Origin of the sequence: Sunxiuqinia elliptica (genome assembly GCF_900113005.1) — a bacterium.
GTDB lineage: Bacteria > Bacteroidota > Bacteroidia > Bacteroidales > Prolixibacteraceae > Sunxiuqinia > Sunxiuqinia elliptica.
The window spans coordinates 372,549-385,846 of sequence record NZ_FONW01000001.1 but is presented as its reverse complement, the minus strand read 5'-3'; the positions used below and the strand labels follow the sequence as shown (position 1 = coordinate 385,846).

The 13,298-nt window shown below is 41.2% G+C and carries 16 protein-coding genes; 15 read left to right on the top strand and 1 reads right to left on the bottom strand.

Annotated features, from left to right (window positions below; translation table 11 throughout):
• Positions 1-19 precede the first annotated feature (19 nt).
• The 15 genes from BM156_RS01540 to BM156_RS01470 all read left to right on the top strand — a co-directional run bounded on the left by BM156_RS01540 (position 20) and on the right by BM156_RS01470 (position 12,559).
• Positions 20-475 carry a GyrI-like domain-containing protein gene (locus tag BM156_RS01540; RefSeq protein ID WP_093918058.1) on the top strand — a complete coding sequence of 152 codons (456 nt, stop codon included), beginning with the start codon at positions 20-22 and terminating at the stop codon, positions 473-475.
• A 175-nt stretch (positions 476-650) separates the two neighbouring features.
• Entirely contained in the window at positions 651-1,010 is a 360-nt protein-coding gene (locus BM156_RS01535; protein WP_093918057.1) for a DUF3795 domain-containing protein, read from the top strand.
• Positions 1,011-1,123: 113 nt separating this feature from the next.
• A complete protein-coding gene (locus BM156_RS01530) occupies positions 1,124-2,080 on the top strand; it encodes a helix-turn-helix transcriptional regulator (protein ID WP_093918056.1) in 957 nt (318 codons plus the stop codon).
• A 185-nt stretch (positions 2,081-2,265) separates the two neighbouring features.
• Complete coding sequence (locus BM156_RS01525) at positions 2,266-3,885, top strand: BCCT family transporter (RefSeq protein ID WP_093918055.1); 1,620 nt, start codon at positions 2,266-2,268, stop codon at positions 3,883-3,885.
• Positions 3,886-3,909: 24 nt separating this feature from the next.
• Positions 3,910-4,830 carry a universal stress protein gene (locus tag BM156_RS01520; protein WP_093918054.1) on the top strand — a complete coding sequence of 307 codons (921 nt, stop codon included), beginning with the start codon at positions 3,910-3,912 and terminating at the stop codon, positions 4,828-4,830.
• A gap of 57 nt (positions 4,831-4,887) precedes the next feature.
• Positions 4,888-5,775, top strand: coding sequence for a glycine betaine ABC transporter substrate-binding protein (locus BM156_RS01515; protein WP_093918053.1), 888 nt, complete (start codon positions 4,888-4,890; stop codon positions 5,773-5,775).
• A 187-nt stretch (positions 5,776-5,962) separates the two neighbouring features.
• On the top strand, positions 5,963-6,196 hold the full coding sequence (locus BM156_RS01510; protein WP_093918052.1) for a thioredoxin domain-containing protein: 234 nt from the start codon (positions 5,963-5,965) through the stop codon (positions 6,194-6,196).
• Positions 6,197-6,264: 68 nt separating this feature from the next.
• Positions 6,265-6,528 carry a DUF2024 family protein gene (locus BM156_RS01505; protein WP_093918051.1) on the top strand — a complete coding sequence of 88 codons (264 nt, stop codon included), beginning with the start codon at positions 6,265-6,267 and terminating at the stop codon, positions 6,526-6,528.
• Between the two features lie 134 nt (positions 6,529-6,662).
• Positions 6,663-7,256: a MarR family winged helix-turn-helix transcriptional regulator gene (locus tag BM156_RS01500; protein WP_093918050.1), complete on the top strand. Its 594-nt coding sequence runs from the start codon at positions 6,663-6,665 to the stop codon at positions 7,254-7,256.
• A gap of 109 nt (positions 7,257-7,365) precedes the next feature.
• Positions 7,366-7,713 (top strand): sulfurtransferase-like selenium metabolism protein YedF, encoded by a 348-nt coding sequence (yedF, locus tag BM156_RS01495; protein WP_093918049.1) that lies wholly within the window; start codon positions 7,366-7,368, stop codon positions 7,711-7,713.
• Positions 7,714-8,059: 346 nt separating this feature from the next.
• A complete protein-coding gene (gene metK / locus BM156_RS01490) occupies positions 8,060-9,316 on the top strand; it encodes a methionine adenosyltransferase (RefSeq protein ID WP_093918048.1) in 1,257 nt (418 codons plus the stop codon).
• A gap of 216 nt (positions 9,317-9,532) precedes the next feature.
• Positions 9,533-9,871 carry a 30S ribosome-binding factor RbfA gene (gene rbfA, locus BM156_RS01485; RefSeq protein ID WP_093918047.1) on the top strand — a complete coding sequence of 113 codons (339 nt, stop codon included), beginning with the start codon at positions 9,533-9,535 and terminating at the stop codon, positions 9,869-9,871.
• Positions 9,872-9,873: 2 nt separating this feature from the next.
• Complete coding sequence (locus BM156_RS01480; RefSeq protein ID WP_093918046.1) at positions 9,874-10,701, top strand: class I SAM-dependent methyltransferase; 828 nt, start codon at positions 9,874-9,876, stop codon at positions 10,699-10,701.
• The gene (locus tag BM156_RS01475) at positions 10,702-11,916 is read left to right on the top strand and encodes an ABC transporter permease (protein WP_093918045.1); all 1,215 of its coding nucleotides are present in this window, start codon (positions 10,702-10,704) and stop codon (positions 11,914-11,916) included.
• 184 nt (positions 11,917-12,100) lie between these two features.
• The gene (locus BM156_RS01470) at positions 12,101-12,559 is read left to right on the top strand and encodes a toxin-antitoxin system YwqK family antitoxin (RefSeq protein ID WP_093918044.1); all 459 of its coding nucleotides are present in this window, start codon (positions 12,101-12,103) and stop codon (positions 12,557-12,559) included.
• 73 nt (positions 12,560-12,632) lie between these two features.
• Here BM156_RS01470 and BM156_RS01465 read toward each other — a convergent pair whose 3' ends face one another.
• Complete coding sequence (locus BM156_RS01465) at positions 12,633-13,241, bottom strand: TetR/AcrR family transcriptional regulator (protein ID WP_133465245.1); 609 nt, start codon at positions 13,239-13,241, stop codon at positions 12,633-12,635.
• Positions 13,242-13,298 lie beyond the last annotated feature (57 nt).

Below are 13,298 nucleotides of genomic sequence, written 5' to 3'. Positions count from 1 at the left end.
ATTTAAAACCTCAAATGCCATGGAAAAAAAGAGCATTCAAAAGACAACCGTTCTCAAGTATTCATTAACCACGACGCTAGCTAACATCATGACTGATCCGGGGGATGTTCCGAATGAGATTATGAATAAAGCAATGGAGCCTGGCCTGGGAGTAGCGGGGCCACAAGTCTGGGCGTATCGGGGCGTAGATGGAAAACCAGATACGCCTTTTCAACTGGAAATATGCCAACCTATTGTTGAGGCCAAGGGTGATGCTGGCAAGTTTGTTTTTTGTGAGCTTCCCGAAATGACTTGTATAACCGAAATTCACAAAGGACCGTGGAAGAAGTTAGGAGAAACTTATGGGCGGATCTTCGGAGAAATGGGCCGAAAAGGAATTATCCCAACAGGGGTGAGCCGAGAAGTGTATCACACCTGCGATTTTGAAAATGAAGCAAACAATGTGACTGAAATTCAGATTGAAATTCAGCAATAAACTGCTTTTACAAAGAGGGATTACCTGCTTCTATGGGCGCAAAGAAGTGGGTTTTCCTGCTTTGTCTCATTTTTGGTGACGTTTGTTTTAACCTCTTTGATTTTGAGTACGTAGGACATAATGTTGAGGCTTTTCAATCAATAAAATAGATTGAATGCTAGTTATAAAATAAGGGATGACAAAAACAATTTATAAACTGGACTGGGTAGCGAAATGCGGTTTGTACTGTGGCAACTGTAAACGCTTACAAGCAGGTAAGTGTGGAGGCTGCCTGGAAAATGAAAAGGCAGGCTGGTGTAAAATCCGGTCTTGTTGTTTGGAGAATGGGCTGGATACTTGTGCCGATTGTTCTGTTTCTAACCCGCGCGAATGCAGTAAGTACCAAAATTTAATTGCTTCAGCTTTTGCATTCATTTTCCGGTCCGATCGGCCGGCCTCCATTGATTATATCCGGAAACATGGTCGACGAGCTTTTATAAGTTTAATGACAGAGCAAAAACAAATGGTTATTTGGAAAGGGCAGTCCTTCAAATAGCGATTTTTTCTGCTCAATCTGGGCTTCTATAGTGGTGGAGTTTTATTGAAAGAGCAAAAGCTAATTGGTAAAAATTATGTACTTTGTGGAGTTAATCCACCAACCTTTGATTTATGAACCGGACCGACCGGCTCAATGCCATTTTAATTCAACTACAAAGCAAGCGGATTGTAAAAGCCCAGGAGATTGCTGAGCGTTTTGACATCAGCCTGCGAACGGTTTATCGCGATATCCGTGCACTCGAAGAAGCCGGTGTCCCCATTGGGGCCGAGGCCGGTATTGGCTATTTTTTACAGGAAAACTATCAGTTACCTCCGGTCATGTTTACCAGCGATGAGGCTTCAGCCTTGCTATTTGGCGAAAAGCTTATTGAGAAGATGAGCGATGAAAAGATCAAAAGTGATTTTTGCTCAGCGCTTTACAAAGTGAAGGCTATTTTAAAACCAGGGGAAAAGGACTACCTGGAAAAATTGCACGAGCGGATTGCTGTATACAACTATCATTCTTATGGCGAACGATTTAATCGTTTGTACTTGAATGAGATTCAGCAGGCTTTGGTGCATAAGCAGGTCTTAAATATTAAGTATGAAGCGCGCTATGCTGAGGCTGCCGAATGGCGAAAGGTCGAGCCAATCGGTTTGTGTAATTACAGTTCACGTTGGCATTTGTTTGCCTGGTGCCAGTTGCGCAGTGCTTATCGCGACTTCCGACTCGATCGCATCCAGGAATTGGAAGTCAGCTCGGAAAACTTTAAAGGGAAAAAACATCTAACGATTAGCGAGTACATGGCTGAGAATTCGGTTGTTTCTTCTGAAGCAAACATCTGTGTTCTGGTGCCTAAAAGTAGGCTAAAATATCTTGATGAATCCAAGTTTTGGTATGGTTTTCTAGGAGAAGAGGACTTGGGAGAAACTGTACGCATACACTTTTCGAATAGTGAATTGCATGGTTTTGCGATCTGGTTGCTGAATACGGGGAGCTATGCGCAGGTTGAATATCCGCTTGAGCTGAAAGAGATCATCTCTCAATTTGTACGCAATATGTTAAATGTCTATCAGGATGAGTTATAAACTAGAGTTTTTTTCATCTTTTTTTAGGTTTTGTATCTAACTGGCACTTATATGTTAATGTGCTATCAATGTGTGTAATATCATTTGCTTTTCTTTGTTCGCCATTGCAAATTTCTTATCTTAACTGGAATTTTTGGAATGCAATTGTGTGTTTCAATTCATGGTTGAATAATAAATAGAAATGAATGGAAGAACAAGAAGAAAAGGTTGAACTTAACCCCGAGTTGAAATCCACAAAAAAGTATTTTGACGTTGATGCACCGGTTTTTTGGCCTTCGGCAATTATCATTGTTTTATTTATTTCGGTAACGCTAATCGTAGGGGCACCAATGGCCCAAGTGTTCAATAATCTTCAAAATGCCATCTCCGATGCTGGGGGATGGTTTTTTGTTTTAGCAGTAAACTTTTTCCTGATTTTCGTCTTATACATTGCTTTTAGTAAGTACGGAAGTATTAAGCTTGGAGGAAAAACGGCTAAGCCTGAGTTTTCCCGGGGAGCTTGGTTTGCCATGTTGTTTAGTGCTGGAATGGGGATTGGAATTTTATTCTGGAGTGTGGGCGAACCGATGAATCACTTCTTTAACTCGCCACTTTCAGAAGGACGAACCGTTGAAGCAGCCCGGGTAGCGATGGAGCTTACCTTTTTACACTGGGGCTTGCATGCTTGGGGAATCTACGCTTTGGTGGGGATGGCTCTGGCATTTTTTACGTTTAACCGCGGACTGCCGCTAACGATCAGTTCGGTATTTTATCCTTTATTGGGGCGGAAAGTGAATGGCCCGATAGGGAAGATGATCAATGTACTGGCGGTTGTGGCTACGCTTTTTGGTCTGGCAACCTCACTCGGGATGGGAGTGCAGCAGGTTAGCGCGGGCTTGGCACATTTATTTGGATTGCCCGATACGATCAAGACTCAGGTTATTTTGATTGTCGTGATTACACTTGCCGCAACAGGTTCGGTTATTGCTGGTTTAAGCTCAGGTGTTAAACGTTTGAGTGAGATTAATATCGTTATAGCTGCGCTATTTCTCCTGTTCATCATTATTGTTGGACCAACGTTGTTTATCGTCGATTCGTTTGTCCAAAACCTGGGGAGTTACGTGCAAAATTTCTTTGAGCTAAGCTTTTGGACGGAAACCTACCAGCAGTCAGATTGGCAAAATAGTTGGACGGTCTTTTATTGGGCTTGGTGGGTCAGCTGGTCGCCATTTGTGGGGATGTTCATTGCCCGTATTTCAAGGGGCCGAACCCTGAAAGAGTTTGTATTGGGAGTTTTAATTGTCCCTACTTTGCTGACCTTTTTATGGTTATCGGCTTTTGGAGGAAGTGCCATGTTTTTAGAGTTAAATGGGCTTGCTGATATTGCTGGTGCTGTAAAAGACAATGTTGCCACATCGTTGTATGTGCTTCTTGAGCAATTTCCACTTTCGATGATAACGTCCTTTGTTGGGGTTGTTTTAGTTGCAAGTTTCTTCGTAACCAGTTCTGATTCGGGATCATTGGTGGTAGATAGCCTCACGGCGGGAGGAAAATTGGATGCTCCAGTTGCTCAGCGTATTTTTTGGGCACTGACCGAAGGAGGAATAGCCGCTGTATTGTTGTTGGGAGGAGGCTTACAGGCTTTACAAACCGCAGCGATAACAACAGGTTTGCCATTTGCCATTATTTTGCTCATTATTGCCTATAGTTTAATGAAAGGATTACGGAACGAACATATTGAGATGATGGAGCGTTTGCGTGAGAAAGAACGTAAGGATTATCAACGGATCATCGTTGATATCATGAAGAAACGTGAATCAAAGTAAAAAGCAATTAATTTGAATGATAGTATGGAAAAGCTTGATCATATTCTTGTATGCCTTGATTTGACGGAGATGGATGATTTCCTGATTAGGTATACCAATTTTTTGGTGGCTGAAACTCAAGCTCAGCGAGTGTCTTTCTTGCATTTAATGCAGTCGTATGATTTGCCACAAGAGATTTTGAGTGAATTTCCTGATTTTAAAAAGCCAATTAGTAAGGTTGTTAAAGAAGAATTGGAAGATAAGGTAAGCGAGTCGTTTGAACCGACATCAGGAATTCAGGTTGAAGTGCATGTGTTGGAAGGCTTAAAGTCTGATACCTTGTTACAATTTACTCGCGATCAAAAAATAAACCTGACTATTTTTGGTAAAAAGGTAGGTTATGAGGGAACAGGAGCTTTAGCGAGGAGGGTGATGCCTTTAACACCTTCATCAACACTCTTGGTAAGTGAAACTGTGACACCTAAGATTGAGAAGATTTTGGTGCGAACAGATTTTTCTAAAATGTCGGAAATAACGATGAAAACAGCGATTTCACTGGGGAATAAATTGGGAGCAGAATTACTGGCTTTAAATGCTTTTAAGTTGCCGGTTAGCCATTTCCCTCAATATTCTGATGACGATGAAAGACGCTTACAGCAAAAGATGAGCCGACATGGAGAAAAGGAGTATGTCAAGTTTATGAAGAGGTTGAAGTTAGATCCGGCTGCAATTCCTTGCACTTTTGCCTATGATAAGAATTACGATGAAGCGCTATTACTTTATCACCATGGGATCATTAACCAAGCTGATTTGATAGTTATTGGATCGAAAATAAAATCGGAATTTGCCAATGTTATTCTTGACCGTACCTCGGAGGATTTAGCTGATGTAGAAAAAAATATACCGGTGCTGATTGTTAAGGACCGCAAGCAAACATTAGGGTTTCTGGAAGCCTTGTTTGACTAGACATCCTCTGGTTGCTGGACCTTGATCGACTGTGCCAAACCCAAAAATCGTTGACCTATGAAGATTAGAATATTGAATGTCGCAATTGTTTTACTCGGATTTGTTGGATTGACTGCCTGTACGTCTCAGCCACAGCAAAATTCGTCTTCGGAACCGCAACAGGTAAAGATAGTTTACACTGATTGGTCAGAGGCTATTGCTTTGAGTCAGCTCAGTAAGTTGATGTTGGAGGAAGAAATGGGCTTTGAGGTACAGCTAAAATTGGTTGGAGTAGACAGTGCCTATGCTGAATTAGCAAGAGGCGATGCAGACGTGTTTGCTGATGCATGGCTGCCTGAAACACAAAGTCAGTATTGGGCAAAGTATGCCGACTCTCTTGAAAAGTTGAGCATTCTGTATCCTCATGCGCGAACCGGCTTGGTGGTGCCAGCATACAGTCGCTTTCATTCGATTGGAGATTTGAAAAGCAGTGAGACAACAATTGTGGGCATTGAAGCTGATGCCGGAATCATGTTTCAAACCCGGCGGGCAATTACGGATTATCAGTTGTCTACTGTAAGCTTAAAGAACCTTTCTGAGAAGGAAATGACGACGCAGTTTGCAGAAGCTTATAAGCGGATGGAAGAGATGGTAATCACGGGATGGGAGCCACATTGGTTATTCGATCGTTTTAAAGTTCGCTTTTTGGATGACCCTAAGCTTGTTTTTGGTGAGCAGGAAAACATTTATGCTATCGCTACAAAAGGGTTGGAAGAACGTTTTCCTCAGGTTGTTCGTTTGTTTGAGAGGATGCAATTGTCAGAAAAACAAATGAATAGCTTGATCTACTTGATGAGTAGTGAAGCTGATCCGGAAGATGGTGTCAGGGAATGGATGCAGAAAAATGAGTACTTGGTTAATCAATGGGTACGGAATTTAAGACCGGAACGCAAAAAAATTATGTAGGAATAAGCCAATTCCAATAGAATGATATTTAAAGGCTGAATGACCTTATTATAAAGGGTATTCAGCCTTTTTTTTGTGCGTCAAAATTATAAAAAAGAATAAAAAGTCTTTTTATTTGTTATAGTTAGTAATCCTAACTATATTTGAAATATCATTTCTTTCTATTGATTATTTAAAACTTAAAGTCATGAGTAAATCCGTATTTTATCACGCAGGTTGTCCGGTATGTGTAAGTGCCGAACAAGAGCTACTTCAATTGATCGATTCATCTAATGTTGAAGTTGTTCATTTGGGAGATAATCAATCTCGAATTGCCGAAGCTGAGCAAGCCGGAGTAAAGTCGGTCCCCGCGTTGTTAACTCCCAATGGGAATGTGTTGCACATCAATTATGGAGCATCCTTGGCTGATGTAAAAGGCTAAAGAATGCTGGCAGCCGGATGATTTTATTCCGGCTGTATTACTTCGCAATCAAACTAAAATGACAGAAAATGAAAGTTGCCGTTTGGGATACTTACGTAACAAAAACAGATGGAGCGCAAATGCACTTCGATATTATTGTGCCCGAAGATTTGAAAGATGAGTCCAAAATTTATGCGTTTGGAAAAGCATATTTGCATTTGAAACAGCAAGGCCAACAGCCATTGACGACCAAAGAATGCCAGTTTTGTCATGTAGAACAAGCCAGTGAAGAGATGCAGCAGGCGATTCAGGAAAAGGGGTATTTCATTGTTGAAATGGAAGGTTGTTTGTAGCGCCAATCTTCTATCTGATAATTGACTTCCGAGATGAAGCTGGCTTCTTGATGAGAAATGGTTACTTTTGGCTATAAGAATGTTGGTTTATCCACGCAAGCAGATTGTCGTGGTGGGCCCGAAGATCGAATCGCATGTCGGTATTTAATTTAAACGAACAAAACACGAGCTTGGATAAGAAGATCGTAGCCGGATTGGAGCGCTTATCTCAGGTGTTTAAAACCTTGCTTTGGGAAAAAGCCAAAGCCTTTGGGTTAAGTCCGATTCAAATTCAGTTGCTGATTTTTATTAAACACCATTCTCAGGATAAGTCAACTGTTAGTTACCTGGCTCGCGAGTTTAACCTATCGAAACCCACCATTAGCGATGCCGTAAAAACTTTGCTCAAAAAGCAGTTAATTGTCAAGCAGGCTGCCAGCGACTCAAGGAGCTATTCCATTGGGCTAACAGCTGCAGGCCATAAGCTTGTTGCTCAAACCGAAGATTTTGCTAGCCCAATAACGGATTTAGTTGCCCAGGGCACGATGCAGGATAAGCAAGTGCTTTGGGAAAATATTGCCAAGCTGATCGTTCAATTAAATAAGCTGGATATCATCAGTGTACAACGGACCTGTTTTAATTGTAAATATTACGGGAAAAAGGAGGAAGCTCATTTTTGTAAGCTGCTTGATCAAAAACTGGAAACACAAGACTTGCGCCTGGATTGTGCCGAATTTGAACAGTCTTAATCAAACACAGCTAATCCAATATAAGGCACACTAAACTTAAGTGCTTATTTCTAGTTGAGACACGTATTTTGAGCTTATCTTTGCAGATCTTCATTCAACCACAAAAAACATGGAAAATTTTAAGAATAGCCTGATTCAGATCACCCAAAATGGCATGGGAGCTGGCGATGATGAGCTTGGGCAAAAACTCATTGCAAATTACTTGACTTTGATTAGCGAAGAAAAAGAACTACCTCGGGTGATTGTATTTTACAACGCTGGTGTTCAGTTAATTTGTTCTGGTTCACCCGTAATCGATACGTTGAAGCTCATTGAAAAGAAAGGCTGTAAGTTGCTCGCTTGCAAAACCTGCTTAAACCATTTCAACTTATTGGACAAAGTTGAAGTAGGCATTGCCGGAACCATGATGGATATTATCGAATTGCAAAAGGTTGCCAATAAGGTCATTAATTTATAAGAGCAGGTTTAAACGATCCTAAAAGCGCCTAGTGAAGTTAGAAGCAGTTGGATTTAATCGTATCCGAGTGTCTTTGGCTTTTTTGAAGAGTCGTTACTTCATTACAAAAAAACATCAATTTGGCTGACTTGCTGATTTTGATTGTTTTGTATCCTAAAAAAAGATTGTACATTTGTGCCAGTAATTGTGGATAGATTTGAGATTGATTGCAACCACGTAAAAAAAATGCTAAAGCAATCGGCTTTACTTTTCATACTTCATTCAATCTCCTTTTTGCCCACAACTAAAATGCTGCCGCAATGGTTTATCGCGTAAGCAGTCAATTGTCAATTTAACAGATTTAGATATGAGTTATTTATTTACAAGCGAATCTGTATCCGAGGGGCATCCGGATAAAGTTTCAGATCAGATTTCAGATGCCTTGTTGGATGAATTCTTAGTCTTTGATGCCGACTCTAAAGTGGCCATTGAAACCTTGGTAACAACGGGGCAGGTGGTCTTGGCGGGTGAAGTAAAGTCGAAAACTTATGTTGATGTACAGGAAGTAGCCCGTAAGGTGATCAATGAGATTGGTTATACCAAGGCAGCTTACCGTTTTGATGGTGATTCGTGTGGTGTGCTGACGGCCATTCACGAGCAAAGCCCCGACATTAATCGCGGTGTGGATAAGGCCGATAAGATGGAGCAGGGAGCTGGCGACCAGGGAATGATGTTTGGTTATGCTTGCAAAGAAACCGATGATTATATGCCATTGCCTTTGGAACTGTCTCATCGTATTTTGATGGAACTTGCAGTTATTCGTCGCGAAGGTAAGGAAATGACTTACCTGCGTCCTGATTCAAAATCACAGGTAACCATTGAGTACAACGATGACCATACGCCAAAGCGGGTGGATACCATTGTGGTTTCAACACAGCATGATGAGTTTGATGCTGATGAGCCCATGTTGGCAAAAATCAAAGAAGATGTCATTGCGATTTTAATGCCACGGGTTATTGCTCAACTTCCTGAGCGTGTGAAAGCTTTGTTTGGTAATGATATTATCTACCACGTCAATCCAACCGGGAAATTTGTAATCGGTGGACCACACGGGGATACCGGTTTGACTGGACGTAAGATTATTGTAGATACATACGGAGGTAAGGGAGCTCATGGTGGTGGTGCTTTCTCTGGAAAAGATCCTTCGAAAGTGGACCGTTCGGCTGCCTATGCTTCTCGCCATATCGCCAAAAACCTGGTAGCGGCAGGAGTCGCTAACGAAGTGTTGGTGCAATTGGCCTATGCTATTGGAGTTGCACAGCCGGTAGGTATTTTTATCGATACTTATGGAACAGCCAATGTTGCGCAGAATGATGGTGAAATTGCTCAAAAAGTGAAGGAATTGTTTGACCTGCGCCCGGCTGCGATTGAGGAACGCTTGAAATTACGGAACCCAATTTATAGAGAAACAGCTGCTTACGGACATATGGGACGTACACCTCGTACGGTTCGTAAAGTATTTAGCTCGCCTTATTTTGGTGAGGTAGAAACCGAAGTTGAGTTGTTTACTTGGGAAAAACTTGATTTTGTAGATCCAATTAAAGCTAGTTTCGACTTAGCTTAATTGATCCACTGAAAAGTAAAAAAGCTGTCCTGAGGATGAAGTTGACCACTTCATTTTAGGACAGCTTTTTTATTGTGAGAAACCAGGGATTCATAAGGTAATAAGCTGCAATTGTATTTTGATCTGGCCCTTTGCACTTCACTCTCTGTATCATGCCGCATCTCCGTCATCGTTTGTAATGGATTTTCTGTAACTTTGCCCGAAATTCAATCAATTATGGAATCAACGCGTCAACAAAAAATAAGCAGACTCTTGCAAAAAGAGCTGGCCGATATCTTTCAGAAGGAAAGTCGTAACCTGTTTATGGGTAAAATGATTAGTGTAACAACTGTGCGGGTAAGCCCCGACTTGGCTTTGGCCAAATCTTACGTGAGCATTTTCCCAACAGACAATAACAAAGAAGTGCTGAAACAAATTCGGATTGCCAACCCAAAGATCAGGGGAATTCTTGGCCGTCGGGTCGGTAAACAGCTACGCGTAGTTCCCGAACTGGAGTTTTACATTGACGATAGTCTGGATTACATCGATAATATTGACCGCCTCTTAAAAGATTAAGCATGCAATACGACCCCATTAAGCGCTCGTTAGGAAAAGTTTTTAATCAAACACCCGCTCTTCGAAAACTGTTTTATCGCCTGCTCGATTGGTTGTTGCTACGCTCGTGGCACATCCGGAAAGAGTTGCGCCAGTTGAAACGTGAAGGAATGAGTCAGCCTGCAGTGCTGGATGCGGGTTCAGGATTTGGACAGTACACCTATCGGATGTCGAGTATGTTTCCAAATGCCAACATTGTTGCAGCGGATATCAAACCGGAGCAGGTGGAAGATTGTAACCGCTTTTTTGAGCAGATTGATCGAGCAGACCGGGTGAAATTTCAATATGCCGATTTAACGCAGTATGTTGAATCGGATAAGTTTGACTTGGTGTTATCCATTGATGTGATGGAGCATATTGAGGAGGACACTTTGGTGTTTAAAAATTTGTGTCAATCCATGAAAAAAGGGGGCGTTTTGTTGATTTCAACACCTTCTGATCAAGGAGGTTCAGACGCTCATCATGATCATGACCATGAAGAAAGCGGAGTGCATGGGTTTGTTGATGAGCACGTGCGCGATGGTTACAATATGGAGGATATAACCAATAAGCTTAAGACTGCTGGATTTAGCCGAGTGGAGGCGCGATATTCGTATGGAGCTCCAGGGAAAATTTCCTGGAAACTATCGATGAAATATCCTATTTTGCTTTTAGGAGTTAGCAAGTTATTTTTCATTTTACTCCCTTTCTACTACTTGCTTGTTTTTCCTTTTTCGTTGATTTTGAATTTCTTTGATGTTAAGAATAGCCATTCAACCGGAACTGGGTTGATTGTTAAAGCTTACAAATAGTTGAAATTAGCCTTCTACATAGCTCGTCGTTACTTGGTTTCGAAAAAGTCAGCCAACATTGTGAACCTGATTTCAGCGATATCGGTAGCTGGGGTCGCTGTTGGGGCAATGGCATTGATAGTGGTTCTTTCCACCTTTAATGGAATCGATGTTTTTATTGAAGGCATGCTTTCCAATTTCGATCCGGCGCTAAAAATTACGGCTGCTAAAGGTAAAAGCTTTGTGCCCGATGAAAAGACGTTTGAGGCTGTAACGCAGGTTCCCGGAGTTATTGATTATGCTGAGGTGGTTGAAGAAAATGCTTTGCTTCAGTACGAAGACCGGCAAAAGTATGCTGTCGTAAAAGGCGTTCCGGATGGTTACGACAACTTCTCGGGCTTGCGTGATACCTTTCTGTTGGAAGGACGTTTTGTGTTGAACGAAGGATCGCAGAATTATGCTGTGATGGGACACGGGGTCAAGAATGATTTAAGCATTGGCCTGTCTTTCGTAAGTCCCATTCGTATTTATGTTCCTAAGAAGGACTTTACCAACCGGATGAGCCCGGAACAAGCCTTAAATCGGGCTTATGTGTTTCCTGCTGGGGTTTTCTCCATCGAGCAGGAAATAGACAGCAAATACTTACTGGTTCCATTAAAAATGGCCCAGTCGCTTTTTGAGATGGAGGGCCGGCTGAGTGCTTTTGAACTGAAGCTCGATGAATCGGCTGATGTTGCTACGGTAAAAGAACAGGTGCAAAGTATTCTGGGGGCCGATTTTGTCGTGAAGGACCGGTATGAGCAGCACGAGTTATTTTATCAGGTAATGCGATCTGAGAAATGGGCCGGCTTTTTAATCTTGAGTTTCATCTTGGTTATTGCTTCTTTTAACCTGCTGGGCTCATTGACTATGATCATTATCGATAAGAAGAATGACATTCGTATTTTGGAAAGCATGGGGGCAGATAACCAATTAATTCGGCGGATCTTTTTAATTGAGGGCTGGCTAGTTTCCTTCTCCGGAGCAGCTGTTGGCTTGGTGATGGGAATTGTTTTGGTGTGGGCGCAAAAAACATTTGGACTCCTGAAGCTACCTGGAGGCGGTTCGTTTGCTCTTCAGGCTTACCCGGTTGACTTACAATTTTTCGATGTTTTGGCAACCTTTGCCGTTGTGTTGGCAATTGGTTTCTTTGCCGCTTGGTATCCGGTTAAGTCTTTATCTACCAAATTGCAATAGCTTTCAGTTTTTTATTCCTTTCTTTTTAGTGCTCTATTCGTCTTATAATGAGCGGTTCGTCGCGCTTCCTGAAATAATTTATTCAAAAATTAACGTTAATTATTTGTTAATTCATAGGGGCTGTAGTTAACTTTGAGTTAACATTTAAAACGTAGTGTGAAACCTTATAAAAAAGGAGAACGAGATGAAAAAAATTAGTTTATTAGCCAGCTTCTTATTGCTGTTTGCGCTCTATACCAATTCTCAAAATATTCAGGAAGTTGATGGTGTTTATTATGCCGATTCGACACCTTATACCGGCCAATATACCACTCATTTTGATAATGGAGATACGAAAATGCAGATGGATTTGAAAGATGGGTTGAAAGATGGCACGGTACACATTTACTTTAAAAACGGGCAGCTGAATGAGATTAGGAAGTACAAGAAAAACAAAATGAATGGTACCTGGATTACCTATAACGAATCGAAGCAAAAGGTTGCTTTAGCTAGTTATAAAAATGGCGTTAAGCATGGGAAATGGATGATTTGGGACGACAACGGAAAGTTAATCTATCAGATGAAATACCACAAAGGGGAAAAAGTGGGAACTTGGAAAAAGTTTGATGAAGCTGGTCAGCTTATCAGTGAGCGTACATTTTGAGCTTATATTTTTAAATGCAAAAAAGCAGTATCGAACTGATACTGCTTTTTCTTGTATGCTATTTTTTTTGATTTTAAGTCCGTTTCATAATGCCGTAGCAAAGGATTTTCAAGATATTATCGACCCCTTTTTCCAAGTTTACAGAACCATAATTTCCGGCTGATAGAGGCATTTCTAAGCCTTTAATTGCTGTTGTTATCCCGATGGCAGCCAAGGTGAAATCGTAAATCTCGAATTCATTTTTTCGAACACCTTCAATCAGGATGCGCTTGATCATTCTAATTTCTTCCTGATCATATTTATCCTTGATGTTGTCGATAAATTCAATGGCAGTTACGTCATTTTCCAAGGCATGGTAAAAATTGGCCAGTCCGCGGTAGGTTGTCAACTTTGTCAGAATATATTCGCGAAGTTTTTCTACCGGGTCTGTATTTCGCATCACTACTTTTTCCAGCTCCCGTTTTAAGATGGTAACTTCTTTCATGATGACTGCTTGAAACAAGTCTTCCTTGCTGTCAAAATAGTAGTACAATGAGCTTTTTCCTTTTCTTACGGCATTGGCAATGTCGTCGAGTGTTGTTTTTTTGTAACCGTATTTACTGAAAATTTCCTGAGCAATTTTTAAGATATTTTCCCGGTTGGCATCTCTTTTATTCACGCCGTTTTGAAGATTCATTACCATTGTATCTTGGATTTTTGCAGGGGTAAAGATATTCAATTTTTCGAATAATTGTTCTTA